The following is a 26,118-nucleotide window of genomic DNA, read 5'->3' on the forward strand; positions in this document are numbered from 1 at the left end:
TCACGTATGCATGAACTCAATCTTGCTTCTGTACAGATTCAGAATTCGCACCTGCTCCTCGCTAAGCTCCTCGAAGTTCCAATACATATGCATCAGGTTGTACTCGAACAGCTCCTTCAGTCTCATGAACAGCGGCAGTTTTCTGGACATCTCAGCGGAGAGGGGATGCTCTTCCTTATATCCGTCCGTAATTGCCTTAGTTATCGTACGCTTATAGTCCATAAGGTTCTGTCCGCCCGCGAATGAGTACTCCAGCGCAGAATAGATCGGCACAGCTAAATCATAGGCATAATAATGCCGCTCGCAATCCTGAAAATCAATCATCGTCAGCGCAGAGTCACTGTCCACCAGGGTATTGTTCAGCCACAGGTCGCCGTGGATTAATCCGTAGTTCGCCTCATCTTTGGGCAGCATTCGGATCTGCTTGAGCACATCCTTCGCAATATCCCGTATGGCCCGCTCTTCAGCAGGAATGTACTTGAGAAAATCATATTCATCGTTATCATACCAGTGCGGAATCGGCTGGGCAGCTTCAGACTGCTGATATTCTTTGCTCACCTGATGCATTCTGCCTATTTGCTGTCCCAGGGTTCTGAGTATGGTTTTGTCCCATTTGGCGCGGGGCAGATGGATTCCCGCTGCCGCCCGGAACAAGACCACGGATTTCGCTTCTTCATCCAGCAGCAGGGTGCTGATAAGCGAATTCTGTTCAATAGGTACAACCTCCGGCACCCGTACGCCCCGGTTGAACAGATAAGTAGTCCAGTTCACTTCAGCTAATTGTTCTTCATAGGTCTTATAATTCGTAATTCGGGCGAAGAAGGTCCCCTTTTCCGAGTGGCAACGGTACATTTCATTGGTAACGGCCTCCATACTGGAGAGTTGAACAGGATAGGTGTTATTGAGAAATTGCAATATTTGTGCTTGCATAAGATGTGCTACCTCCCGCGATAATTACTGCAGCTGCGCTATCGTTCGTGAAGCTGTTCCGCAGCCCTGAACTGGCTTACAGATCTTGAGACAGGCGGATCATATCCACCACCTGCATGCCGTTCTCATAGATTTCTTCACTATAATGTCTGATGAAAAAATCCTTGTCGATCCCGGTGATCCGGAAGCCGCATTTCTGATATAGTGCAAGCTGGCCGATACTGGAGTTGCCTGTGCCTATCTCCAAAGTTTTGAAGCCGAGCCGTCTGGCTTCCTGAATGGCGTGATTCACCAGTTGCTTCCCGATTCCCTGGCTCTGGAACGCCTCATTCACTGCAATATTGACCAACTCGGCGGTCTCCGGTCTTGTAGGCAGTAACACATAGACTCCGACCACTTGTTGATCCTTCTCTGCGATGAAGCATTGCCCCCTCGCCACATAATCCTCAACCAGCTTCGGGGAAGGGTCGGCCAATAAAAGCAATTCGGTAGGTGCTTGTTCACCCGTATGTAATGCTCTGATCTCCATTTCTTATATCCGCTCCTTGTTCACCAGCAGTTGTAGGTTAAAGCCTTGAGAAGGCGATGTAATCCACAGGGGCAGGCTCAGCTTCTTGCATCCGCAGGGCCCGGTTAATCTGTCCCCGGTGATATTGCCCGTGTAAAAGCACCTGCAGCAGGATGTCCCGGACGGAGGTCTGGAACGAAGTTCCATTTTGGCTGCTATAGCTGATCATCTGATCCAGCCCGGACTCTTCCAGCCCATCGAGATAGGTACGGTATTGCTCAGCATTGTTTTCGAACAATCGCCGGATCGCAGTCAGGTCTTCCGCTTCCTCCCATAGCCAATATTGCATGCTGCTCTTGCCCTGCAAGCGTGACAGCCAGACTTGCTCCGCCACCGCCACATGCCGCACCAGCTTCAGAAGCTCTGCGTCCTTCGTATGACTCGCTTCGAGCGCGTCCAAAATCCGCCCGTCCGCCCAATACAGATGCTCCATCATGCGCATGATTGTCTTCATTGGAGTTCCTCCTTTTTTTTGGTCGCTTATAAGTGTAATTGCCCCGTAAGATTCACTGTGAACTCACTTCTTTTCTGCGAACCAAGAAAGTGCCTGTTGTTCCATAGTGCTCACAAATGATTTTTTGGCCGGGCCGTACTGGCTGGTATCCTCGAAGCGATCCGCTAATTCTTGCTTGAACTGACTGTATCTTGCCGCTTCTTCCGGATGCGCTCGCAAATAATCTCTAAATATAAGATGCCGCTCAATCTGGGGATGGTCTGCCTGATAACAATGAATGTGATGCGTCCTCGCCTCACCGCCCTTGCGGAATAGCCTTCTGCCGGGAATTCCCCATTCCCCACCTGCATCATATCCGAGCAGAGTCATCTTATCGTTATAAGAATCGATTCTGGCTATGTCTTTTACAATACACATCATATCAATCACGGGTTTGGCTTTCAGGCCTGGTACGGAGGTGCTTCCAAAGTGCTCGAAACGTACAATTTCATCTGTGAAAATAGTAGTTAAAAACTCAGCCTCCTGCTGATAAAGTCTGACCCAGTCTGGATTATAGTCGCTAAGTCTGATTTTCATACAAAATGCCCTCCCAGGTCAATGGATGTTTGGGCATCAATTCATGTTAGGTATCTGCAGGATCACCCTCTGAATTGATGGAAATGACGGTTTCGCTGAGCTGTGATGCTGCATTCGGAGGCAGATCCCTCTTATCAAATACCGCCTCCATGAATGCGGTTGCAGCTTCTGCGGTAACAGCATGAACGGGGACTGCGTGATAATCACTGTAATGGAGCGGAATGTCGGAAAAAGACATGTGCTGAGCCCCTTTTACCCGATAGAAATAGGCGTTGTTCAGAGAGTGGAAGGCATGGCGCTGCCCGGCGATATAATCGGATGCAATGGTCTCATTCATAGAGGCTGCCATCTCCCGGAACGCCGAAGCTTCTTGCCGCAGCAGCAGAACTGGAACAGAAGAGGGTTCGTCTTCCCGGCGTATGAGGTGAAAACTGGGATCGAGCAGGACAGCAGCCTTAATCCGCTGATCCTGCTTGGCGGCTTCCAGAGTGGCGGCACCTCCCAGCGAATGTCCCATGACAGCAACCTTATCCAGATCGAACAGCCCGGCAAGTTCTGTGTCGGAGCGGTTAAGCGTCTGAAGAACGGCCATAACTGCGGTTATAGATTGAACCCGGTTGTGGAGCAGACGGGACCAGCTGGTGTAGTCACTGCTCGCCAGCTCTGCCATTTCCGGTGCCTGCCCCAGATAGCTGCCGTCTGGAAATACGGTGAAGACAGATTCCTGCGGAGCGCTAATTGTAACTACCACGTAATCTTTGGAGACTAACTTGGAAATTACTCCGAGATACATATCGCGCTCTACACCGAATCCAGGGGAGAAGAGGATGACGGGATACCCTTCTGTTTTTGGAGCTAATGCCCCGCCTGTTGTTACACTGGCAATATTCAGGTTGTCCAGATCAACGCCCATCTCTGTCAAAAGCTTAGCCGCCTCAGCCTGACAAGGTGCGTACAAGTCGATACCATTCCCCGGTTCACCTCCGATCGTTGGATAAAAAATACTAATAACAAGTCTGGGACTTCTCTCCAGAACTCTTATGGATCTCCCGATCATGATAGCTCACCTTCCTTAATGGATATATATCCCTAATTAAATAGACGTCTGCTTGTCTGGTTGGTTGCGGTGATTATCTGTTAATAAACTGAGTATGGAATCAATCACAGCTTGCGGATCATGCAGTTGAATAGAATGCCAACTATCCGTGGCGATGATCTGCCGGGTTTGTCCAGTTAGCTGCAAGAGCTCCTGTTGCCCTCTTTTCCAATCGTCACTCTGCCCTCCGGCGGATAATACGATGACTGGTAATTCCGAATCTAAAGGCTCTGACTCTATTAACTGGAGGGCACTTTCTATAGTGCAGAGAGATTCCAGATAGGCCGCTTTATACGCATGATTTCGATATCCAAGTGTCTTCACTGTATGCTGAACTGGTGGAGGCAGCCGTTTGGCACCAATAGGTTGTTTTAATAGACGGGGCAACCCTATAGGGGAGAAAAGATAACCCATTCTTAGTCGTCTCAGGTGCCGCAGCCGCTCTTCATAACTGGTTTGAATAAAAGTGGATTCTATGAATCTTTGCTCATGTGTGGAGTCCACAAGAATAATCCCGGAGACCTCTTCAGGATACTTAGAAGCAAACAGCCGCATGATCATTCCGCCATAGGAGTGCCCTACAAGGATGTATGGGGGCTCTAATTCAAGCTGCATCAATAATTCCCGCAAATCACGAACATAACCTTCGCAAGTCGGCTCACTGATAGGTGTAGTGCTCCAACCGAACCCGGCCCGGTCATAGGAGAGGACCTTGGTATGTTTAGCTAATGCGGGCTGAACCAGCGACCAATCCAGAGCACAACCGCCCATTCCTGATTCTAATAGGATCGTTGGGAGATTACTGGTATTGCTGCCAGCAACAATCGCATGAAGATGGTGTGTTCCCACTGAGATCATTTCTCCTGGAGCCTTATATTTATGTAGAAGATATTTGGAAAGAGCGGCCTGAATCCCTGTGAGTGGAAGTCCGATCAGAGAAATAATTACACGGAGTAGGCTTTCGGTAAAATTAATTTTGCTCATAAGTCACCTCATTTGCTGTTCTATCTTAGATAATATAGGAATCAGTGGGGTGTTAAAGAGAAATCTGACCGTATTCATTTCCTATTTTATCTGATCTTTTTGAGAAAAAAATTTGCTTGAAGCTTTCCCGGGCATGAAGTATACTGTTCTCGGGAAGGTTAAGCGCTTACCCTCTGGGGAGGATAAGCGAACATGGTTAAATCGATTGTAGTTGGCATTATCGGCGCGGGGAGAATTGGCCGCCTGCACGCAGACAATCTGCGGGCAATGCCGTCCTATAAGCTGAAGTCCATTGCAGAGCCTATGATGAGTGAGGAATTGCTGGCCTGGGCAGAGAGCAGGGGGCTGGGCTCTGTTTTTGCTGCGGGTGAAGATATACTGAATGATCCTGAGATTGAAGCGGTGTTCATCTGTACGCCGACTGATACCCATGCGTCCTGGATTGAGCGTGCTGCACGTGCGGGCAAACATATCTTCTGCGAGAAGCCGATCAGCCTCTCATCGGAGGAGACCCAGCGGGCCTTGCAGGCTGCTGAGGACGCTGGCGTGATGCTGCAAGTCGGCTTCAACCGCCGGATGGACCCCAGTTTCCGCAAGCTGAAGCGGCTGGTTCAGTCCGGAGAGCTGGGGAATCCGCATATTGTCAAGATTACCTCGCGTGACCCGCAGCCTCCCGGTGAGGCTTATGTACGGTCTTCGGGCGGGATGTTCATGGATATGACGATTCATGATTTCGATATGGCCCGTTATCTGGTGGGCAGCGAAGTGGCTGAGGTCTACACCCGGGGGGCGAACCTGATTGATCCGATGTTCGGCCGTTGCGGGGATGTGGACACAGCCGTCATCACACTGACATTCGTGAACGGGGCGATCTGTGTGATTGACAACAGCCGGAAGGCTGTATATGGCTACGATCAACGGGTAGAGGTGTTCGGAACGCTGGGTTCTGCGACGGCTGACAACTGCCGTCCGACGACGGTGGAGGTATCCACTGCTACTTCGGTTACCCGCGATCAGCCGGAGCATTTCTTCCTGGAGCGATATAATCAGGCATTCACGGAGGAGATTGCGGCGTTTGCCCGTTCGGTACGGCTGGAGGAGCCGGTGATCTGCAGCGGCCGTGACGGTGAGGCGGCACAGCTCATCGCCGAAGCAGCCAGGGAATCGTATCTGAGCGGACTTCCGGTCAAGCTGTCTGCCGCTGCGGCTGCCGGAACAGGCGCCTCTGAACTGCAAGCCCTGTAAGCGGATACAGATTCTTAAGACAGAGGAGGATGAACGAAGATGTCTGATCTACTGATTAAGGCCGGAGCGCCGGATAAGGATGGCCGGGTGGCTGTGGTCAGCCCGGAGAGCGCCGGCTGGAAGTATGTCGGGTTCGAGGTATACCAAATGCAGGCCGGGGCTACCCTGAAGCGCGATAGCGGGGGGAACGAGATCTGCCTGGTGCTGCTGGCGGGCAAAGCAGATGTCCAGGTGAATGGCGAGCGGTTCGCCGGTATCGGCAAGCGCATGTCCGTTTTTGAAGATATGGCTCCTTACGCTGTATATGTTCCGGCGGGAGCGCATTATGAGGTAACCGCATTGACAGCGCTGGAGCTTGGAGTCTGCCTTGCTCCGGGCAGCGGCAAATATCCGGCACGGCTGATTACCCCGTCGGATGCGTCAATCGAGGACCGCGGCTATGGCAGCATGTCACGCAAAGTCGTGAATATTCTGCCCGAGCAGAGCGAAGCCGAGAGTCTGCTGGTGGTCGAGGTACGCACGGGCGGCGGCAATTGGTCCAGCTATCCGCCGCACAAGCATGACCAGGATAACCTGCCGGCGGAATCCTATCTGGAGGAGACCTACTATCACCGGGTCAATCCCGCCCACGGCTTCGTGGTGCAGCGGGTCTATAATGATGACCGCAGCCTTGACGAGACGATTGCTGTACCTGATAAAAGCATCGTGCTGGTGCCGGAGGGCTATCATCCTGTCTCAGCACCGCCGGGGTATGATTCGTATTATCTTAACGTGATGGCCGGACCGGTACGCACGTGGGTTTTTCATAATGATCCCGATCATGAGTGGCTGTTCAAGCCTGGGGCAGGTGCGCCTGCCGGGGAAGCGTGAACGAGTAGCGGGGGGAGATAGATAGAATATTTTTGGGCTTCCGCTTGGCGGAGGCCTTTTTCTGCCTCAGATGGATGGTGTCGGAGTTGGCTCCCGTGCGAAGTGCTGTATTTTCTGCAACCGGACCTGCATGAACTGGCTGAGCGGACCTGCGCAATACGGATAAACGAATCTCTGGCGGCACCCCACTGCATAGACACCGCCGGGCGACTTCCCTATAATCTAGTTATAAGAAGGCATGAACGCAAAGGCGGGCTTAATAACGATGAAACCTACGATCTATGATGTGGCACGGGAAGCAGGCGTCTCTATCGCTACGGTGTCCAAGGTATTGAATAAGAGCGGCCGGATCAGCGACAAGACGCGGGAAAAGGTAGGGCGGGTCATGGAGGAGCTGAACTACCAGCCGAGTCTGGTAGCTTCTGCCCTGACCAGCCGCCGGACGGGTACCATCGGGCTGATGATCCCCGATATTGCCAATCCTTTTTTTGCGGAGACGGCCCGGGGCATCGAGGATGTTGCCCAGGAGCAGGGCAGCGACTTAATCGTATGCAGTACAGACCGCAGCGATGAGAAGGCGGCCCGGTATATCTCGCTGCTGCTGCGCAAACGGGTGGATGGCCTGATTATTGCTTCTCATCCCGGGAATCCCGAGCTGATTCGCAGCATGGTGGCCGATCATGTGCCGCTCGTGCTGTTCTCAGCCGATATCCGTATGCTGGAGGGCAACAGCGTCACCGTCGATGATTACAAAGGCGGCTATCAGGCCACGGAGTATTTGCTGTCCCTCGGCCACCGCAGGCTGGGGGTCATTTCTGACAATCTGCCCGGGAGCAGGCTGCGGGTGGAAGGGTTCCTGGATGCGCTGAAGGCGGCGGGAATATCTTTTGACAATCCGGCGAATATGATCCACACCTCGGCTACGCTGGAGAACGGGCGCACGGCAGCAGCAGAGATGCTGAATCAGGCACAGGACATCCGTCCCACAGCCATCTTTGCCTGCAATGACCTACTGGCGATCGGGGTACTGAAGGAGGCGCGCAGTGCCGGTCTGTCCATTCCCCGCGATCTGTCTGTAGTGGGCTTCGACAATACGATGCTGGCAGAAATCTGCCATCCCTCGCTGACCAGTATCGCCCAGCCACTGCGCGAGATGACCGAGCAGGCGATGATTCTGTTGAATGAATCAATCAGCAACCCCACCAGCCCCAAGCGCAAAATCATGCTGATGCCCGAGCTGGTCATCCGCCATTCGACGGGCCCCGTTCCGCAACAATAAGAGGCCATAATGGAAGACCTGATCCGGCTGCGGCCGGGAGCGGGTCTTTTTTGCGTGCTGTTGCGGGGGGAAACGCGAGTGTGTGTAGGGATGTGGGCAGGAGGTATGTGAAAAACCGAGCAGCAATGAGCTGGAGCGTGGGTGCGTGGGGCCGATGTGTGCGGAAAACCGAACACAATGGGACGGTGCGCGGCGCGAGAGCTAAATGTAAGTGGAAAACCGAACACAATGTGCTGGTGGAAATCAGGGGCAGAAGTGCACCTGAATTAGTCAAAAGTGGGCGCACGGCGGAAATCAGGAGCAGAAGTGCACCTGAATTAGCCAACAGCGGGCGCACGGCGGAAATCAGGAGCAGAAGTACACCTGAATTAGCCAACAGCGGGTGCATGGCGGAAATCAGGAGCAGAAGTGCACCTGAATCGGCCGAAAGCCGGCCGCAAGCTAGCGCACGGGCCAAATGTAAGTGAAAAACCGAACAACAATGGGCTGGCTGAGCCTCTCCATTCAATTCCTTTCCCCGCTTGTTGAGATCGCTTTCAAATTGAGGATTGCCAAAAGTACACTTCTAAACTATACTAAAGTAGAAAATAAGGTTAAGCGCTTACCCTTCCCCCGAGAAGTAATAAATTCATCTGTTACGAATTGCATTTACAAGTGACCCAATGATCCAACCAAGCAATGATCCAAACTAACGATACTATATGCATTCATCACCAGCTCAACTATACCAATTCAACTATGGAAATGATCACTCCACACGCCAAGCGGCTGCTACAGCGGCGTATCACACTAACCTGTTAATTGTGCGATTTACAGCATTTTGTGTCACCGAATGTACTACCTTTTCCCTAGTTTGATCAAGGAGGCTTCACTATGAACGGTTTACAGTTCGACCCTGCCCGGCGGCTGGATTTAATCGCTGTTGGCCGGCTGTGTATTGATTTGAACGCCAATGAGACCGGGCGGCCGATGGAAGAGACGATGACCTTCACCAAATATGTCGGCGGCTCTCCGGCGAATATTATCATCGGAGCAGCGCGGCTCGGGATGCGTACCGGCTTCATCGGCAAACTGGCCGACGACCAGATGGGCAGGTTCATCCGCAGCTATCTGCAGAAGGATGGCATCGATGACAGCCAGGTCTGCGTGGACCGGACGGGTGCGGTGACGGGGCTGGCTTTTACCGAAATTAAGAGCCCGCAGGAATGCAGCATTCTGATGTACCGCGACCATGTGGCCGATCTGCTGCTGAACACAGAAGAGATCTCCGAGGCGTACATCGCCAGCTCCAAGGCGCTGCTCATCTCCGGTACGGCGCTGGCGCAGAGTCCTTCACGCGAAGCGGTGTTCCTGGCGCTGGAGTTCGCCCGCAAGCATAATGTGACCGTATTCTTCGATCTCGATTACCGCCCTTATACCTGGACATCAGCCGCTGAGACAGCGGTCTACTATAACCTCGCGGCCGAGAAAAGCCACTGCATCATCGGCACGCGCGAAGAATTCGACATGATGGAGAATCTGTATAATCTGGCAGGCGCCGATGATCAGGCGACGGCAGCGCGCTGGTTCTCACATCAGGCGGAGCTGGTGGTCATCAAGCACGGCGGCAGCGGCTCGATTGGCTATACAGCGGATGGGCAGAGCCACCGGAGCGGGATTTTCCCGGCTAAGGTGCTCAAGACGTTCGGCGCAGGCGATTCCTACGCGTCAGCCTTCATCCACAGTCTGATGAGCGGGCACAGTGTCAGTGAGGCGATGCGGCGCGGCAGTGCCTCGGCTTCGATTGTCATCTCCCGCCACAGCTGCTCCGATGCCATGCCAACCCTGGAAGAACTGGAAGAATTCCTGCGGACCAACGAAGAGGTTCCGGCAGGCGCACAATAAGCAATCTTAAGCAGCAGCTTAATATACAGAACCGAAGGAGTGGACGTAAATGACAGAGCAAACGGCACAAGTATTGAAAAACTATATCGGCGGGCAATGGGTAACAGCCGATACGGAGCAGACGGAGCCGGTAGTGAATCCGGCCACAGGTGAGCTGCTGGGCAGAACGCCGCTATCCGGCAGAGCCGATGTGGACCGGGCGGTGGCGGCGGCTAAGGCAGCTTTTGCAGGCTGGTCCGCAACACCGGTGCCGCGCAGAGCACGAATTCTGTTCAAATATCAGCAGCTGCTGGTCGAGAATTGGGAGAAGCTTGCGAAGATCATCACGCTGGAGAACGGCAAAAGCTTCAAAGAAGCCTACGGCGAGGTCCAGCGCGGCATTGAATGCGTAGAATTTGCAGCAGGCGCACCGACGCTGATGATGGGCCGCCAGCTGCCGGATATTGCAACTGGCATCGAGTCGGGCATGTACCGCTATCCGATTGGAGTGGTCGGCGGGATTACCCCGTTCAATTTCCCCATGATGGTGCCGTGCTGGATGTTCCCGCTGGCGATTGCCTGCGGCAACACCTTTGTGCTGAAGCCCTCCGAGCGGACACCGCTGCTGGCGGCCCGTCTTGCTGAACTGCTGGAGGAAGCCGGGCTGCCGAAGGGCGTGCTGAATGTGGTGAACGGGGCGCATGAGGTGGTGAACGGGCTGCTGGAGCACCCGGATGTGAAGGCGATATCTTTTGTCGGATCGCAGCCGGTGGCGGAATATGTGTACAAAAAAGGCACAGACCACCTGAAGCGCGTGCAAGCGCTGGCCGGAGCGAAGAACCACTCGATCGTGCTGGCGGACGCGAACCTGGAAGCCTCAGCCTCCCAGATTGTGAATGCGGCCTTCGGCTCTGCCGGGGAGCGCTGCATGGCCTGCTCGGTGGTAACGGTGCAGGAGGAAGTGGCCGATGAACTGATCTCCATCCTGCTGCGGGAATGCAACAGCATGACCATCGGGAATGGTCTGGAGGAGGATACGTTCCTGGGGCCGGTAATCCGTCAAGGCCACAAAGAACGGACGGTCAGCTACATTGAACAAGGTATTGCCGAAGGCGCGAAGCTGCTCAGGGATGGCCGTGAGGATGCGGCGGTGCAGGGAGAGGGGTACTTCATCGGGCCTACGCTGTTCGACGGGGTGACGGAGGAGATGAAGATCTGGCAGGAGGAGATTTTTGCGCCGGTGCTGTCGGTGATCCGGGTGAAGGATGTGGCCGAGGCAGTGGAGATTGCCAACCGCTCGCGGTTTGCGAACGGTGCTTGTATTTTCACGAATGATGGCGGGAAAGTCCGTTACTTCCGCGACCATATCGAATCCGGGATGCTGGGTGTCAATGTAGGCGTGCCTGCACCGATGGCGTTCTTCCCGTTCTCGGGCTGGAAGGATTCATTCTACGGCGATCTGCATGCGAACGGAAGCGACGGGGTGGAATTCTATACACGCAAAAAAGTGGTCACTGCCCGCTGGCAGTAGACAAGGCGAAGGGAGGACATGAAGTGGAACGTATCCGATTAACGACAGCGCAGGCGCTGGTTAAATTTCTGAATCAGCAATATGTGGATTACGGCGGCGGGCCGGAACGCTTCGTGCACGGGGTATTCACCGTGTTCGGGCATGGCAATGTACTCGGTCTGGGGCAGGCGCTGCAGGAGACGCCGGGAGAATTGATCGTGTATCAGGGACGCAATGAGCAAGGAATGGTTCACGCGGCCACCGCATTCGCCAAGCAGAGCCGCAGACGGAAGATCATGGCCTGTACCGCTTCGGTAGGGCCGGGGGCGGCCAATATGCTGACGGCTGCGGCAACGGCAACGGCGAATCAGATTCCTGTGCTGCTGCTGCCGGGGGATACTTTTGCCACCCGCCAGCCTGACCCGGTGCTGCAACAGATGGAGCATACGTATAATCTGTCGATCACGGTCAATGACGCCTTCAAGGCGGTCAGCAAATACTGGGACCGGGTCACCCGGCCGGAGCAGCTGATGTCCGCGATGCTGAACGCAATGCGGGTGCTGACCGATCCGGGAGATACCGGGGCAGTGACCATTGCGCTGCCGCAGGATGTGCAGGGCGAAGCCTGGGAGTATCCGGCTGATTTCTTCCGCAAGCGGATTCACCGGGTCATCCCCCGGCTGCCGCATCCGCAGGAGATCGCGGCGGCGGCTGAGCTGATCGCAAGCAAGCAGCGGCCGCTGCTGGTCTGCGGCGGAGGGGTCCGGTATGGGGATGCCGGAGCGGCGCTGCGCGCTTTTGCCGAGAAATTCGCCATTCCGTTCGGAGAGACCCAGGCGGGCAAAAGTGCAGTAGCCAGCAGCTTCGAGTATAACCTCGGCGGCATCGGCGTCACCGGCAACGGCTGCGCGAATGCGCTGGCCCCGGAGGCGGATCTGGTGATCGGTGTCGGCACCCGGTTTACGGACTTCACCACCGCCTCGAAGAGTCTGTTCAGCCATCCTGAGGTGGAATTCCTGACGCTGAACGCTTCGCCCTATCATGCGGCCAAGCTGGACGCGCTGGCGGTGGTCTGCGATGCTGCCGAAGGCTTGAACGCCTTAGCCGCAGCGCTGGAGGAGCGGGGATACCGCTCTGCGTATACGGATGAGATTGCCCGGGCGAAGAAGTCGTGGGCTGCGGAGAGAGAACGTCTGGCTGGGGTGGAGTATCCGGGGAATGCGGAGAATACCGGGCCAGCGGGCGGCGCGTCTGTGGAGAGTGTTGACGATAACGCCGCTGCTGGTATGCCGGGAGCGGACCGCTCTACCACGTCGTTCACGCCGGAGGTAGCCGGTCATCTCGATGAGAAGCTCCCGGAATATGCAGAGGTGCTTGGCACCTTGCTGACCCAGACGCAGGTGCTGGGGATTATTAATGAAGCCATTCCGCAGGATGCGATTGTCATCGGGGCCGCAGGCAGTCTGCCGGGAGATATGCAGCGGATGTGGAATTCCGAGGTGCCGGATACCTATCACATGGAATACGGCTTCTCGTGTATGGGCTATGAGATTGCCGGAGCGCTTGGCATCAAGCTGGCTGAGCCGGAGCGTGAAGTCTACGCGCTGGTCGGGGACGGCAGCTACCAGATGCTGCATTCCGAGCTGGTTACCAGCCTGCAGGAGAACCGGAAGATCAACGTTCTTCTGCTGGATAATGCAGGCTTCGGCTGCATCAATAACCTGCAGATGGAGCAGGGAATGGACAGCATAGCCACAGAATTCCGTTACCGTGAACCGGACGGCCAGCTCAGCGGTGACTTAATGCGGATCGATTATGCGGCGAGCGCAGCCGGATATGGAGTGCAGACCTTCCGTGCGTCTACAGTCGAGGAGCTTCATACGGCTCTGGCAGCAGCCCGTGAGTCGGAGCGCTCCACGCTGATTGACATCAAAGTGCTGCCGAAGACCATGACCCACGGCTATGGCGCCTGGTGGAATGTCGGGGTAGCGGAAGTGTCCGGCAAGGAAGCGGTGCAGGCGGCTTACAGCCGGAAGCGCAGCGGACTAGAGGCAGCCCGGAGCTACTGAGTGCGGAACAGGTGCAGAGTTCTGACATATGGATGTAAGAACTCTGCCATACATGGGATTGTGGAAGGGGTAGAACATGAGCATGTTCAGAGAAAATGCCGTCCGGCTGGCGATTGCTCCGATAGCCTGGACGAATGATGATATGCCTGAGCTGGGGGGCGGCAATACCTTTGAGCAGTGCATCAGCGAGATGGCACTTGCCGGGTATGAAGGCAGCGAGGTCGGCAATAAGTATCCGCGTTCCCCTGAGGTGCTGCGCAAGGCACTGGAGCTGCGTGGTCTGAGCATCGCCAGCGCCTGGTTCAGCGCCTTCCTGACGGTGCGTCCGTATGAGGAGACGGCGGAAGCCTTCCGGGCACACCGTGATTTCCTGCATGAGATGGGTGCCAAGGTCATTGTCGTATCCGAGCAGGGCCGAAGCATTCAGGGGCAGATGGACACGCCGCTGTTCGCTGACAAGCCGGTATTTACCGGGGCGGACTGGGCGGTGCTTGCGGATGGCCTGGGCGGACTGGGACGGCTTGCCGCAGAGAAGGGCATGACGCTGGTCTATCACCATCACATGGGCACCGGGGTGCAGACCGCAGCGGAGATTGCCCGGCTGATGGAGCTTACAGATCCAGACGAAGTGTCACTGCTGTACGATACGGGGCATCTGGCCTTCTCCGGCGAGAATCCGATGGAGGTGCTGAGTGAGCATCTGCCACGGATTAAGCATGTGCATCTGAAGGACATCCGGCCGGAGGTGGTCCAGCGGGTGAAGGCGGAGAAGCTTAGCTTCCTTCAAGCGGTAAAAGCGGGAGCCTTCACCGTACCGGGCGACGGCTGCATCGCATTCGGGGAGATTTTTGCCGAACTGGCCGCTTCGCCGTATACAGGCTGGTTCGTGGTCGAAGCGGAGCAGGACCCGGCGCTGGCCGACCCGCTGGAATATGCCATCAAGGCGCGGCGGTATATCCGGGATAGCAGCGGTTTGTAAGGGAAAGATAAGGCGGCACAGCCGTTTCTGCTTGCTTCCGGGTAGTGGTATGCGGGGGTGCACAGCTGCGGCTGTGCTCGCTCCGTTTTTTTCAAATGAATCCTGGCACAACAACAGTTGGAAAAAGAGCACTTAATCTAATCATATTGCATCCAAATTGCCATTATCGAAGATATTAAATGCTGTTTTTCCATTTGTTTGGGTATATACGGAGGAAATTGAATAATTAGGATACATTTATCCACCTGTGCGCCGGAGGTGGCAGCAAGGCGGAGCTAAGTGGGTTATAGAGGTAGTGCCGGAGTTGGTTGAAGGGTGGTTGCCGAGTGGTTCAAGACGTAGTTGCTGGGTGTATGTGGAGGCAAATACAGCTTGCACCAGCACAGGAGAATGGCGAGGAAGAGGCTTAGGGACAACTGGTTTTATCTGGTTGGCTGGACCCGGAGCGCATGTGCTATAATGGCAGGAATTCAAACGGCGGTCAGTTCTGTCCGTTGCACAGTTCAAATATGTCTGATGTCCAGGAATCGCCGCGTAGCAGCTTCGGACGGTGGTTGTTTGAAGCGGCCGGATGCGGCCTGGTATCCTGATGGTTGTGGAGGAGGTTGTCGAATGTTCCGATCCTGGTATCGCCGGTTGCTGCTGTCTTATTTTCCTATTTTTCTGCTGACGGTGACGATTCTGATCTTTGCCTCATTTGTATTTATTAATGATATTTCCCGGACGGAAACGAAGAAGGCAGACCGCATCTCCGCCAGCTATCTCAGGGATAGTGTGGACCGGACGATCAAGGAAGCCGAGCTGTCAGTGCTGGAGTCTGTGGAGCGGAGCGATGCCTACAAGCTCTATTTCAATAATCAGGAGGAGCCGGACAGAGGGACGGTCTATGCGATTGCCCAGAGTCTGCGCAATATGATGAAAGAATCCTCGTATATCCAGTCGGTCTATTTGTATGACCGTGTGCGTGGAAGCGTTTTAACGGATTCGGGGCTGAAGGAGCTGGAGGGGTTCGCCGACGAGGAATGGATCAAGGCCATGACCGCCGCTCCGGCAGTACCGGAAGGCTGGCAGCCGGTGAGGGATTATCATACGGATCTGTTCCAGCGGACAGACATTCGTGTGCTGACGACCAACAAAGCGATGCCGCTTCCCTTCGGCTCGGGGGGAATGCTGGTCATCAATATCAAAATGAGTGCCTTGGAGCAGCTTATCGACAGCATGGTCAACCAGCAGCTCTCGTTCATGACCATTCTGGACGGGAATGGCAACACTGTGTACCAGGCGCATTCTGATACGGAGGGTGCCGCTGGCGGCAAGGTGCTGAACACACTTAAGCTGGAGAGAAACGGCTGGACCTTCGCAAGCGGAATCAAGGCGGGGAATCTGTTCAGCTGGGTCTCTGTAATCTCCTATCTCTGGGTAGCGATTGCAGTGGGAACCGTGGTCTGTGCGGTATTGTATCTGATCTATGTGACCCGGCGCAACTATAAGCCAATCCAGGTGATTATGAACCGGATTGAAGGCCATCAGATCCGCATGATGGATCAGTCTACCGACAGGCCGGACGAGATGATGCTGATTGACGGCGTGCTGGAGGATCTGATCAACCACATGACCGATTATGATAAAAAAACCAGGGAGAACCTGCTGCTGCAGCGCAGCAAGCTGTTCACCGACCTGCTCAACAGCGAGCGGCTGGAGCAGGTGACCCGGCGGCTGGAGGAGCTGTCGCCGCTGACCGGTGCGAATGCTTCCTCACGCTTCATCGTTGTGCTTGGGGAGATTAACCGCTACGAGCAGGTCTTCGAGGACCGGTATACCCGCGGCGATCAGAACACGCTGAAGTTTGCCCTGATGAATGTGTTTCAGGAATTGGCGCGGAATGCGGAGCTGCAGGGTTGGGCAGAATGGGTGGGAACCGAACGTGCAGCGATCCTGTTCCTGGCCACCGGCACCGATCAGGAGATGGAGGCCAAGCTCCGGGTCTTCGCGGAGGATTGCCGCACCTGGGTCGAGCAGAATCTGCGGATCTCGCTCAGCTTCGGCATCGGCGCCGCAGCTGCCGGGCCGGCGATGATCCGCGAGTCTTACGCGGCCGCCGAATATGTCATGCAGCATAAGCTGCTGATTCATGAGGATATCGTGCTGGCCGGCAGCGGCAAAGCGCGCCAGCCGCTGCTGGAGACGTATAAATATCTGCAGATGATCGCGGAGTTCGTGAAGTACTTCCGCATGTCGAGCGGCCAATGGCGGGAGCAGCTGGAGCGGATTTTCGAGGCGTTTGAACAGGATTTCCTGAAGGACGAAGATATCCGTTCCCTGATCCAGGCTATGCTGCAGATGCTGAGCCGGGAAGTGGCGGTGATGTCCGAGCAGCTGCAGGACGAGCTGTCGGCGGAGAATGCCCAGGTCCGGCTGAAGCAGCTGGAGGAGGCCGAGGCGCTTCCGGAGGTGCAGACGATTCTATTCGAATATGTCACCGATTTGTTCCGCACCTATGTCTCTGCCAGCGAAACGAAGAGCTACCGGGCCATGGTCAATGAGATGAAGGATTATATCGAAGAGAATTTCACCAATCCCGATCTTTCACTGAAGCATCTGAGTGACCGGTTCCAGGTCTCCGGCAAATACGCCAGCTATCTGTTCAAGACGGAATTCAAAATGAAGTTCGTGGACTTTCTTACCGAGCTGCGGATGAAGGAAGCGCAGCAGCTGCTGGCGGAGACGGATTGTTCCCTCCAGGATATCGCGCTTCAGGTGGGGTATGCGAATGCCATTTCGTTCGGCAGAGTCTTCAAGCGGATTGCCGGCATCACGCCGGGCGATTACCGCTCTTCGAGACGCCGCGAAGCCGCCTCCAGACTGGAGCCGCAGGAGTAGAGGAAGCTGTTGCGATGAGGAATTCAGTGTGCCGGGGAAAACCAGGTGCACCAGCCGCATGACCGTAAGACCCGGGCCGCACCGCTTTTCGCAAACCTTGGAAAAAGGATAGCGAATAGCGTTGCGGCCTCTATTTTCGCCAATGTGAAAGCGGTTTATCGCACGAAAATGGTTGGTCTGATAAACCGGAAGTCCGAATTCAGGCGTGATTGCCCATCCGAAACAGGTTTATTGTCAGACCTCCAGACATTATGGAATACTGGGGGCATCCCGAAACAACAAGCAGCCTTGAACGCTGAGGGGAACACAGGCTTGAACGGGATCAGCAAATAGGAAGTACGGGCATCATCAAGCTCGGGGGTATCATGAAGTCACCATTATAGCCTGCTAAGGCGAGGGAGATGGAACAATGACAGTGAACGTAAACCAAAGAGTTCTGAAGAAGGCAATCGGCATCGGCTTGACCGCAGTAATGGGAGCTACTCTGCTTGCAGGCTGTTCCTCGGACGGTAAATCGAATTCGGCAGCCGGAGGTACAGACGCACCCGGGAAGAGCGCTGAACGCGTTACCTTGAAGGTGGAGATCTTCGACCGCGGCAAAACGCCGAAGCAATACACCATTACCAACAACTTCATGTCCCAGATGATTCAGAAAAATTTCGGTGATCCGAATAATATCAATGTAGAATTCGTCCCGGTGCAGCGTTCGGAGGAAGTGACCAAGCTGAACGTGCTGATGGCCAGCAATACGGATGTGCCGGATATTGTCTTCACTTATGATTCCAGTGTCTTCTACCGTTATGCCCAGCAGGGCGGGCTGACCGATGTGGGTTCCTTACTTGAGGAGCACGGCCAGACGCTGAAGAAATTCATCGGTGACGAGACGATGGCCTTCGGCCAGCTCGACGGCAAGCAGTTCGCCATCCCGGGTAAACGGGCGATTACAGGCCGCTATGCTTCATACATCCGCCAGGACTGGCTCGATAAGCTGAAGCTGCCGGTACCGAAGAACACTGATGAGCTGTACACTACTTTGAAAGCGTTTAAAGAGAAGGACCCGGGCGGTCTGGGCAGCAAAACCATTCCGATGGGCATGTCCCTCGGCTCGGCTCAGCTGGAGACCCTGATCTACTCCTTCATCAAGCCGATCAGCGGCGATCTTACTTACAGCCAGCGTTATGAGCTGCCGCTGCATGAGGGCTTCAAGGATGCGGCACAGTTCCTCAACAAGCTCTACAATGAAGGGCTGGTCAGCAAGGACTTCAGTTTGGATGAAGACAAAGCCCAGGTATCCAAGGACATTCAGAACGGCAACATCGGCTTCTGGTCCGAGGATGTGGATAGTATGTTCTATGCCGACGGCACGCTGGATAATCTCTACAAGAATGTGCCGGGCAGCAAGGTGCTGCCGGCGGATATCCTCACCAATGCCAAGGTGGACAATAAGTATATCAAATCCCGCTATGCCTCGAACGGCATGTACATCATGATCCCTAAGAGCAGCAAACGTGCGGTGGAAGCAGTGAAATACCTCGACTGGATGGCGAGCGGCAACAATCTGATCGATATCTACAACGGGGTTGAAGGCGAGAACTACGATCTGGTAGACGGCATCCCGGTCGTGAAGGCTGATGTTTCTCAGGAATTCCAGGACCGTCTGTTCACTTCCGGGGACACGGCGATTATCTCCAACGGCAAGAACCTCGGGGATCAGGCCACCAATGAGAAGGCCTGGATTCTGGGATTCCCTGCGAACAACCAGGAAGTACTGAAGCAGTCCATTGACATTGCGAACACGGATACCGTGGGTCCGATCGTCTTCGGCAAGCCGATTGAAGCAGAATCGAAATACGGCACTACGCTCAGCGACAAGCTTAACGTCATTATCGTGAAGACCGCGATGGCGAAGCCGGATCAGTTCGATGCAACCTTTGAGCAGGAAATGAAGGATTACATGTCTCTGGGCGGAGACAAGCTGAAGGCCGAGCTGGAGCAGGCGCTTACAGAGATTTCAGCCAAATAAACTAAAAAAAAGTGAAAACCGGGGGGAGCTGGCATGCTGCTCTGCCCGGTTTTTTCTCCATAGGAGGAGAGGAACTTGAGCAAAGCGTCTTACATCAGAAGGTACTGGCAACTATACGCGCTGCTTTCACTGCCCATTATGTATTTCCTGATTTTCCGATACGGTCCGATGTACGGGGTACAGATTGCCTTTAAGGATTTCAACCTGTTCCAGGGCATTAACGGCAGTGAGTGGATCGGCTTCGATGCGTTCCGCGAGGTCTTTGGCATGAAGGAGTTTTACAGCAGTCTGCGCAATACATTTTTACTCAATTTTCTGGATTTGGTAGTATCTTTCCCGGCCCCGATTATTCTGGCTATTATGCTCTATGAAGTGAAGTCTGTATGGTTCAAAAAAATATCGCAGACCCTCCTCTACATTCCCCACTTTATTTCCTGGGTGATTATCGGGGGTATCGTCTATCAATTGTTCGGCAACCAATCCGGTATGGTGAACGGTGTACTGGAGAGCATGGGGCTGAACCCCATTCCATTCCTGACCGAAAAAAATCCATGGCTGATTACTTACCTGTTCACTGGCGTCTGGCAAAGTGCCGGCTGGGGGACCATCCTGTATCTGGCGGCGCTTACCGGTGTCAACCGCGAGCTGTTCGAGGCTGCCGAGGTGGATGGAGCTACCCGGATGAAGAAGATCCGCTACATTACGCTGCCCAGTATCAAACCAACCATTATTACCCTGCTCATTCTCAACCTGGGGAAAATGGTCAGCATCGGCTTCGATCGTCCTTATATCATCGGGAATACGGCAGTACGTGAATACTCCGATGTGCTAAGTACTTTCGTCTACCGGATTGGTCTGGAATCGGGCCAGTATACGCTGGCAACGGTAGTTGGATTGTTCCAGGCGGTGGTTGGACTGGTATTCATCCTTGGTTCCAATTATATATCGAAAAAAGTGACCGGCGACGGCATTCTATGATTATACAGAAAGGAGGCGGAGTACGATGAGTGAACGCACCTCTAACCGGATATTCGATATTGTTAACGTTACCTTTATTGCGCTGTTCGTGCTGTTCTGCCTGGCTCCGTTTGTACATGTAATTGCGGTGTCCCTCAGCTCCACGCGGGCGATTACTTCCGGGGAAGTCACGATTTTCCCGATTGAATTGAACTGGAAGGCGTATGTGCAGGTCTTCACCGACAATGCGATGATCCGCTCGCTGATCTTCACCATTATCCTGACGGTTGCGACCACGGTATTATGCATGCTCTTCACTATTGCAGCCGCTTATCCGCTGACCAAGAGCAAGCTGAAGGGCCGCACTATGTTCATGTACGTCATCATCATCACCATGTTCTTCAGCGGCGGGATTATTCCTGAATACCTGCTGATCCGTGATCTCCATATGATCGATAGCGTGTGGTCGCTGATTCTGCCCGGTCTGGTCAGCCCGTTCAACCTGATTATCCTGATCTCCTTCTTCCGCAGCATCCCGCCGAGTCTGGAAGAATCGGCCGAGATTGACGGCAGCTCGCATATCCGCACCCTGCTCAAAATCGTTCTGCCGTTATCCATGCCGGTTATGGCTACACTCGCGCTCTTCTATGCGGTGGGCCGCTGGAACGGCTTCCAGGATTCCCTGATGTATATCAATAATCCCGATCTGTATCCGCTTCAGCTGAAGCTCTTCCAGATGGTTCAGAACAATATGATCACTGAACTGACGAATCTGGAGGGGGCAGCCCGTACCAAGCTGCCGCCGGAGAGCCTCAAGGCCGCTACGGTCGTCTTCGCTACCGTTCCGATTCTCGTAGTCTACCCATGGCTGCAGAAGTATTTCGTCAGCGGTGTTATGCTGGGAGCTGTGAAGGGCTGATTAGTACTACTTAGACGTTGCGAGAGGAGACACGGTCATGGAGGATAAGGGAGAATTCTCCTTCTCCACCTGCTGGAATATGAGACGACATTCTACAGGGGATGGATTGCTTAATGAGATCCGCGAGCTGGGATTCCGCAGAGTAGAGCTGAACTATAATGTAACGGAGGAAATGCTGGTTACGATCGAGCCGATGATTGAACGCGGGGAGATTAGTATATCAAGCGTGCATAATACGTTCCCCCATGTCCCGGACCCTGACTACGGCACCGATTCGGTCCTGCTGGGCTTCGAGGACAAGGAGAAGCGGAAGCGAGCGATAGACCTGCTGGTCCGCTCGGCAGAATATGCCCGGCGTTACGGCGGCGAAGCTGTGGTAGTGCATCCGGGCGAGGTACCGTTCCCTTATGATATCTCCGGGGAGCTGGAGCAGATCTACAGTGGGCAAGGCAGGGATTCGGCAGCTTACCGCAGCAAGTGGGCGGAGCTGATGGAGCGGCGTGAAGCGTACAGTGCAGGGTATGTGCAGACCATTATCGAGAGTCTGGACGAGGTGTGTAACCGCGCGGTGTCGAAGGGGCTGAATGTCCGCTTCGGCATCGAGACCCGCTCCAAGCCGCAGCAGATTCCGACGCTGGCGGAAGCTAAGACGATTATTAATGCCTTAAAGGGAGCGCCGGTCGGCATCTGGTATGACACAGGCCATGCCATCATGATGGATCGTCTGGGCCTGTATGACAGTATAGGAGAAATGGAAGGGCTGATGGATGATATTATCGGTGTCCATATTCATGAGACCCTCGGCCTCTCCGATCATTGGTGCCCTTATGTGAACAGCGGAGATCCGGATTTCTATGATGCCTATCTGCCGATGATTGAACGGGCGCAGGTCAAGGTGTATGAGCTGAAGGCTGCCTGCCGCCCGGAAGAGATTCATGAGAGCCACCGTCTGCTCACAGCCAAGCTGGCACGCAGGGGATAGGGCAGAAGACAGACTGGCGAGAGTTCGAGCTTGCCCGAGATTTCCGCAAGGAGGAAGCGCAATGTATAAGCAACTGGTGGATAGTAATGACAGAGCAGTAGAGCAGGGAATTCCCCGGCAGGTGCTGGATCAGAGCAACCTGTATTATGGAGGAACCCTTGATCCCCATACGGGGATTGCCTGGGTGAATCACACCACCGGCACCCCGACGGATATGTGTTATTGGGGTGCCGCTCTGGTGAACCCGGATTCCCGGTATTACCGGGATGAGGAGCTGCTGGACCGGCTGAAGCTGGCAACGGAGTTCGTGCTGCGCTTCCAGCATCAGGACGGCTCGATCTCCCCGGGCTGGACGAATTATCATTCTCCGCCGGATACGGCCTTCGTTGTGGTCGGCTACGCGCAGTTATACCAGCTGCTGGCGAAGCAGGAGTGGCCGCCGCTTCAGCCGGTGCTGGATAACATGCACCTGTTCTTGGAGCGGTCCCTGCCCGTTATGCTTACGGGCGGGGTTCATACCCCGAATCACCGCTGGGTAATGTGCGCGGCGCTTGGTTTTCTCTATGAGCTGTTCGGCAGAGAAGAAGCCCGGCAGCGGGCGGATGAATGGCTGGCGGAAGGCATGGATATTACACCGGACGGGGAGTGGACCGAGCGGAGCAACGGCATTTACAGCGCTGTAAGTGATATTATGCTGATCCATGCCGCCCGGCTGCTGGATAAGCCGGAGCTGCTGGACCCGGTGCGGCGGAACCTGCACATGATGGTCTACCTTGTCCACCCGTCCGGCGAGGTCGTGACCGATTATTCCGGGCGGCAGGATCTGGGGGTACTCCATGATCTGTCCCCTTATTATCTGCCGTATGCGATTCTTGCCCGTTCGGACAAGGATGCCGTGCTGGCGGGCATGGCGGAATGGGCTGGACGCTCCCTGTCGAATCCGGGTGTCTGCTCGGTGAACGCCCTGGTACGGATGCTGCTGGAGCCCGAGCTGCAACAGCCGCCGGAGGTTACAGCGGAGCTGCCTGTACAGTATGAACAGATCCTGAACGGTGAATTCCTGCGGGAGCGCTATCTGCAAAGAATGGAGTCGGCGGGTCACCAGGGGAAGATCTACCACAGCCGGCTCCATACCGACTTTGGGGCGCCTGTAGCACGGCTTAGAGACGGGGCAACCAGCGTGACACTGATCACGGAAACGCCGTCGTTCTTCGCGATGCGTCACGGCGCTGTAAGGCTGTTGGCCGTGCAGCTGAATACGAGCTTCTATCCCGGATTCGTGCCGATGCAGGAGATGACCCGGCTGCCGGAGGGCTACCTTCTGAAGGGTGTGCAGAAGAAGGGCTACTACGGTCCGGTGGAGGGTGCGCTGCTTCCGCCGGAAGCAGCTACAGAAGTAAGTCCATGGTATCTTTTGCCGCATCAGAGCCGGCCGCTGACCCATGAGCAGACGATGTCTGTGGAGACAGAGGTACACCGCACAGAGACGGGCTGGACGATCCGGCTGCACTGCGCGGAGCCTGCCCAGGTCCTGGCCCAGTTGTCCTTCAAATTCGGCTGGGAAGGCAACTTCACCTCAGGTGAGCTGCAGACGCTGGACGAGGACAACTTCCTATGGAGCGGAGGGCAGCTCCGGTACACTTATGGCGGAGACTGGATCGACCTGACGGGCGGCGAAATGGCACATCTCGGCAGAACAGCCCCGGAATCCGGTTCGCATAAGAACTACAAAACCGTGCAGGTTAACCTCGTGACCCCGTTCGATAAAACCTTCACGCTTACGCTGTCTCCCTCTACTTAGGGAGGAGCGCATATGGAAGTACTGTATAGACGCCAGCATCTGCGGATGCTGGCGTTTTTCGAGTGGAGATCCGGTCACGGTCGGCACAATGTGCATGAGGAGCATAAGTGCACCTGATTTCGGGAGAAGTGGGCGGAATGAGCGAATGAGGGGCATAAGTGCACCTGATTTCGGGAGAAGTGGGCGGAATGAGCGAATGAGGAGCATAAGTGCACCTGATTTCGGGAGAAGTAGGCGGAATGAGCGAATGAGGAGCATAAGTGCACCTGATTTCGGGAAAAGTGGACGGAATGCTTTGGGCTGGCTGCTGTAGCTCCGCAGATTGGAGGTTTTTTGCTAATCGCCTGTTTTTTTATCTCATTTATTAGATCAATTCCTATTATATGACTTTTTTCATAGTTTTCGATCAGGAAAAGATTTACATTATTTACAAGCTAGTTGAGTACAACTCTATCAGTCCCGGGGAGGACGAGGGCGTATGAGATTATCTAAGTATAATTTCAAATACAAATTAAACGATGATGTGCTGCTGATTATGAATACGCTAAGCGGGGCCGTGGATCTCGTTGAGCCGAAGGTAGCCCGCGCTCTTTTTAATGCAAGCTCTGATTCATTAGCCGACCTTGATCTGGAGACCAGAACCCTGCTTACGGGCAGAGGTTATCTTACGGATAAGAACGAAGAACAATTTGTACGGGAATCCCTGGATACTCTTTACCGCTCGCGCCCGGCCTTACACTTCACGATTTGCCCCACCTATAAATGCAATCTCGCCTGTCCCTACTGCTTCCAGTCCGGCATTCACCAGGACTCACCAACACTTACGCCTGCACAGATTCATGAGATGTTTCAAGCTATGGATCAAATGGTGCAGAAACAGCCTGATGCGGACGTCCAGTTCGAGCTTTTCGGCGGCGAGCCCTTCCTGGCCCGTAATCAATCCCTGGTAGAGCACATATTGCAGCAGGCGATCGAACGGAACTGGCCTATTCTCTCCATCACGAATGGAAGCGAGCTCGGTGCGTATTTCCCTTTTCTTCAGAAACATTCTGTGCATTTCCATCATATGCAGATCACCCTTGACGGCCCGAAGGAGATTCATGACCAGCTGCGAAAATACAGGGACAACAGCGGCAGCTTCGACCTGATTTGCGCGAACATTACTTTTCTCCTCGAGCATCAGATTCCCGTCACTGTGCGGATCAATACAGGCCGGGAGAACGTCCGGTATCTGCCGGAAATATTCGCCGGGTTCGAGCGGCTGCAGTGGACAAGCTCACCTGATTTTTCCTGCCAGATTGCTCCGATTAACGATAATTTCAATACAGGCAATGTTACCGGCTTTCAGCCTGAGTATGAGCTGCTGAAGCAGCTTCATTCGCTCTTTCCCGACTGGGAAGCCGCCCGCGCAAGATACAGGGTCAGCCTGGGATATTTCATGGAGAAGAAGCTGAGGATACTCCGCAAAGCTATTTTTGATACAGACGATGAGCACTACTATTTCGATTTATCCGGCTGCAGTGCTTCGAGGCTTCATAATCTCGTATTCGGTGCAGACGGGCTGTTGTATCCATGCGTCGAAACCGTGGGATTCCCGGATTATTCGATCGGGAGCTATCTTCAAGGGCTGCAATTAAATGAAGAAAAGTGGCAGAGATGGCACCGGGATATCGCAGTGAATGACAAATGCAGCCAGTGTAATCTTGCTCCTCTGTGCGGGGGCGGTTGTGTTCTGAAAGGAAGCAGTGAGGGTGAATTGAGAGAATTTGAAGCGAGCTGCAGCTTCACAAGGCAGTACTTGAAGGCTTATCTGGACCTTCACCGGAACCGTCTGCTTGAGAGCTACTACAAGTGAAGAGTGAGCATCATTCCCTTGATGTCAAGGCATCCGCCTTGTCATAGATATTCTCTTAGGAGAGGAGGTAATGTACATGAAATCACTGACGAAGAGCAAGGATCTCTGGACGAATCTCTCAGCCAAAGACCTTGAAGAAGTTACGGTTCCAATGGCCTGCTGCCAAAAAGCATCCATTCAAATCAACAACCCGACCAAAAAAGCCATCTAACAGCTCCTTATTATTGGACAATAGCGGGAAGCGCATGATTATGCCTTCCCGCTGTTCTTACCAGGGG

At 54.4% G+C, this 26,118-nt stretch carries 21 protein-coding genes; 15 read left to right on the forward strand and 6 right to left on the reverse strand.

Going from position 1 to position 26,118, the window contains the following annotated elements; translation table 11 throughout:
- From MHH28_RS30205 to MHH28_RS30230, 6 genes are all read right to left on the reverse strand, one after another.
- The gene (locus tag MHH28_RS30205; protein WP_405108881.1) at positions 1-930 is read right to left on the reverse strand and encodes a phosphotransferase enzyme family protein; all 930 of its coding nucleotides are present in this window, start codon (positions 928-930) and stop codon (positions 1-3) included.
- A 76-nt stretch (positions 931-1,006) separates the two neighbouring features.
- The gene (locus tag MHH28_RS30210; RefSeq protein WP_405108883.1) at positions 1,007-1,459 is read right to left on the reverse strand and encodes a GNAT family N-acetyltransferase; all 453 of its coding nucleotides are present in this window, start codon (positions 1,457-1,459) and stop codon (positions 1,007-1,009) included.
- A gap of 37 nt (positions 1,460-1,496) precedes the next feature.
- The gene (locus tag MHH28_RS30215) at positions 1,497-1,952 is read right to left on the reverse strand and encodes a DinB family protein (RefSeq protein ID WP_405108886.1); all 456 of its coding nucleotides are present in this window, start codon (positions 1,950-1,952) and stop codon (positions 1,497-1,499) included.
- 63 nt (positions 1,953-2,015) lie between these two features.
- On the reverse strand, positions 2,016-2,528 hold the full coding sequence (locus tag MHH28_RS30220) for a GrpB family protein (RefSeq protein WP_405108889.1): 513 nt from the start codon (positions 2,526-2,528) through the stop codon (positions 2,016-2,018).
- Positions 2,529-2,574: 46 nt separating this feature from the next.
- Positions 2,575-3,441: an alpha/beta hydrolase family protein gene (locus MHH28_RS30225; protein WP_405117326.1), complete on the reverse strand. Its 867-nt coding sequence runs from the start codon at positions 3,439-3,441 to the stop codon at positions 2,575-2,577.
- Between the two features lie 180 nt (positions 3,442-3,621).
- Positions 3,622-4,608, reverse strand: coding sequence for an alpha/beta fold hydrolase (locus MHH28_RS30230; protein WP_405108892.1), 987 nt, complete (start codon positions 4,606-4,608; stop codon positions 3,622-3,624).
- 192 nt (positions 4,609-4,800) lie between these two features.
- Here MHH28_RS30230 and iolG point away from each other — a divergent pair, with 192 nt between their 5' ends.
- The 15 genes from iolG to MHH28_RS30305 all read left to right on the forward strand — a co-directional run bounded on the left by iolG (position 4,801) and on the right by MHH28_RS30305 (position 26,051).
- Complete coding sequence (iolG, locus tag MHH28_RS30235) at positions 4,801-5,853, forward strand: inositol 2-dehydrogenase (RefSeq protein WP_405108895.1); 1,053 nt, start codon at positions 4,801-4,803, stop codon at positions 5,851-5,853.
- Positions 5,854-5,892: 39 nt separating this feature from the next.
- Complete coding sequence (gene iolB / locus MHH28_RS30240) at positions 5,893-6,723, forward strand: 5-deoxy-glucuronate isomerase (RefSeq protein ID WP_405108897.1); 831 nt, start codon at positions 5,893-5,895, stop codon at positions 6,721-6,723.
- A gap of 265 nt (positions 6,724-6,988) precedes the next feature.
- A complete protein-coding gene (locus tag MHH28_RS30245) occupies positions 6,989-8,002 on the forward strand; it encodes a LacI family DNA-binding transcriptional regulator (RefSeq protein ID WP_405108900.1) in 1,014 nt (337 codons plus the stop codon).
- Positions 8,003-8,875: 873 nt separating this feature from the next.
- On the forward strand, positions 8,876-9,886 hold the full coding sequence (iolC, locus tag MHH28_RS30250) for a 5-dehydro-2-deoxygluconokinase (protein WP_405108903.1): 1,011 nt from the start codon (positions 8,876-8,878) through the stop codon (positions 9,884-9,886).
- Positions 9,887-9,935: 49 nt separating this feature from the next.
- On the forward strand, positions 9,936-11,396 hold the full coding sequence (locus MHH28_RS30255) for a CoA-acylating methylmalonate-semialdehyde dehydrogenase (RefSeq protein ID WP_405108906.1): 1,461 nt from the start codon (positions 9,936-9,938) through the stop codon (positions 11,394-11,396).
- 23 nt (positions 11,397-11,419) lie between these two features.
- Positions 11,420-13,444 carry a 3D-(3,5/4)-trihydroxycyclohexane-1,2-dione acylhydrolase (decyclizing) gene (gene iolD / locus MHH28_RS30260; RefSeq protein WP_405108909.1) on the forward strand — a complete coding sequence of 675 codons (2,025 nt, stop codon included), beginning with the start codon at positions 11,420-11,422 and terminating at the stop codon, positions 13,442-13,444.
- An 82-nt stretch (positions 13,445-13,526) separates the two neighbouring features.
- A complete protein-coding gene (gene iolE, locus MHH28_RS30265; RefSeq protein WP_405117327.1) occupies positions 13,527-14,423 on the forward strand; it encodes a myo-inosose-2 dehydratase in 897 nt (298 codons plus the stop codon).
- Positions 14,424-15,035: 612 nt separating this feature from the next.
- On the forward strand, positions 15,036-17,303 hold the full coding sequence (locus MHH28_RS30270) for an AraC family transcriptional regulator (protein WP_405108912.1): 2,268 nt from the start codon (positions 15,036-15,038) through the stop codon (positions 17,301-17,303).
- 409 nt (positions 17,304-17,712) lie between these two features.
- Positions 17,713-19,326 carry an extracellular solute-binding protein gene (locus tag MHH28_RS30275; RefSeq protein ID WP_405108914.1) on the forward strand — a complete coding sequence of 538 codons (1,614 nt, stop codon included), beginning with the start codon at positions 17,713-17,715 and terminating at the stop codon, positions 19,324-19,326.
- A gap of 138 nt (positions 19,327-19,464) precedes the next feature.
- Entirely contained in the window at positions 19,465-20,304 is an 840-nt protein-coding gene (locus MHH28_RS30280) for an ABC transporter permease (protein WP_405117328.1), read from the forward strand.
- Positions 20,305-20,329: 25 nt separating this feature from the next.
- On the forward strand, positions 20,330-21,202 hold the full coding sequence (locus MHH28_RS30285) for a carbohydrate ABC transporter permease (protein ID WP_405108917.1): 873 nt from the start codon (positions 20,330-20,332) through the stop codon (positions 21,200-21,202).
- A 37-nt stretch (positions 21,203-21,239) separates the two neighbouring features.
- Positions 21,240-22,184, forward strand: a complete 945-nt coding sequence (locus MHH28_RS30290) for a sugar phosphate isomerase/epimerase family protein (protein WP_405108920.1) — start codon at positions 21,240-21,242, stop codon at positions 22,182-22,184.
- Positions 22,185-22,245: 61 nt separating this feature from the next.
- Positions 22,246-23,985 (forward strand): hypothetical protein, encoded by a 1,740-nt coding sequence (locus tag MHH28_RS30295; RefSeq protein ID WP_405108923.1) that lies wholly within the window; start codon positions 22,246-22,248, stop codon positions 23,983-23,985.
- A 478-nt stretch (positions 23,986-24,463) separates the two neighbouring features.
- Complete coding sequence (locus MHH28_RS30300) at positions 24,464-25,840, forward strand: radical SAM protein (protein ID WP_405108926.1); 1,377 nt, start codon at positions 24,464-24,466, stop codon at positions 25,838-25,840.
- 76 nt (positions 25,841-25,916) lie between these two features.
- Positions 25,917-26,051 (forward strand): hypothetical protein, encoded by a 135-nt coding sequence (locus MHH28_RS30305; RefSeq protein ID WP_341187632.1) that lies wholly within the window; start codon positions 25,917-25,919, stop codon positions 26,049-26,051.
- Positions 26,052-26,118 lie beyond the last annotated feature (67 nt).

The organism is Paenibacillus sp. FSL K6-1217 (assembly GCF_045040735.1).
GTDB lineage: Bacteria > Bacillota > Bacilli > Paenibacillales > Paenibacillaceae > Paenibacillus_AQ.

Excerpts from the sequence above, each read along its gene's own strand:
- MHH28_RS30205 (WP_405108881.1), bottom strand. The coding sequence starts at position 930 with ATGCAAGCACAAATATTGCAATTTCTCAATAACACCTATCCTGTTCAA.
- MHH28_RS30210 (WP_405108883.1), bottom strand. The coding sequence starts at position 1,459 with ATGGAGATCAGAGCATTACATACGGGTGAACAAGCACCTACCGAATTG.
- MHH28_RS30215 (WP_405108886.1), bottom strand. The coding sequence starts at position 1,952 with ATGAAGACAATCATGCGCATGATGGAGCATCTGTATTGGGCGGACGGG.
- MHH28_RS30220 (WP_405108889.1), bottom strand. The coding sequence starts at position 2,528 with ATGAAAATCAGACTTAGCGACTATAATCCAGACTGGGTCAGACTTTAT.
- MHH28_RS30225 (WP_405117326.1), bottom strand. The coding sequence starts at position 3,441 with ATGGGCGTTGATCTGGACAACCTGAATATTGCCAGTGTAACAACAGGC.
- MHH28_RS30230 (WP_405108892.1), bottom strand. The coding sequence starts at position 4,608 with ATGAGCAAAATTAATTTTACCGAAAGCCTACTCCGTGTAATTATTTCT.
- iolG (WP_405108895.1), top strand. The coding sequence starts at position 4,801 with ATGGTTAAATCGATTGTAGTTGGCATTATCGGCGCGGGGAGAATTGGC.
- iolB (WP_405108897.1), top strand. The coding sequence starts at position 5,893 with ATGTCTGATCTACTGATTAAGGCCGGAGCGCCGGATAAGGATGGCCGG.
- MHH28_RS30245 (WP_405108900.1), top strand. The coding sequence starts at position 6,989 with ATGAAACCTACGATCTATGATGTGGCACGGGAAGCAGGCGTCTCTATC.
- iolC (WP_405108903.1), top strand. The coding sequence starts at position 8,876 with ATGAACGGTTTACAGTTCGACCCTGCCCGGCGGCTGGATTTAATCGCT.
- MHH28_RS30255 (WP_405108906.1), top strand. The coding sequence starts at position 9,936 with ATGACAGAGCAAACGGCACAAGTATTGAAAAACTATATCGGCGGGCAA.
- iolE (WP_405117327.1), top strand. The coding sequence starts at position 13,527 with ATGTTCAGAGAAAATGCCGTCCGGCTGGCGATTGCTCCGATAGCCTGG.
- MHH28_RS30270 (WP_405108912.1), top strand. The coding sequence starts at position 15,036 with ATGTTCCGATCCTGGTATCGCCGGTTGCTGCTGTCTTATTTTCCTATT.
- MHH28_RS30275 (WP_405108914.1), top strand. The coding sequence starts at position 17,713 with ATGACAGTGAACGTAAACCAAAGAGTTCTGAAGAAGGCAATCGGCATC.
- MHH28_RS30280 (WP_405117328.1), top strand. The coding sequence starts at position 19,465 with ATGTATTTCCTGATTTTCCGATACGGTCCGATGTACGGGGTACAGATT.
- MHH28_RS30285 (WP_405108917.1), top strand. The coding sequence starts at position 20,330 with ATGAGTGAACGCACCTCTAACCGGATATTCGATATTGTTAACGTTACC.
- MHH28_RS30290 (WP_405108920.1), top strand. The coding sequence starts at position 21,240 with ATGGAGGATAAGGGAGAATTCTCCTTCTCCACCTGCTGGAATATGAGA.
- MHH28_RS30295 (WP_405108923.1), top strand. The coding sequence starts at position 22,246 with ATGTATAAGCAACTGGTGGATAGTAATGACAGAGCAGTAGAGCAGGGA.
- MHH28_RS30300 (WP_405108926.1), top strand. The coding sequence starts at position 24,464 with ATGAGATTATCTAAGTATAATTTCAAATACAAATTAAACGATGATGTG.
- MHH28_RS30305 (WP_341187632.1), top strand. The coding sequence starts at position 25,917 with ATGAAATCACTGACGAAGAGCAAGGATCTCTGGACGAATCTCTCAGCC.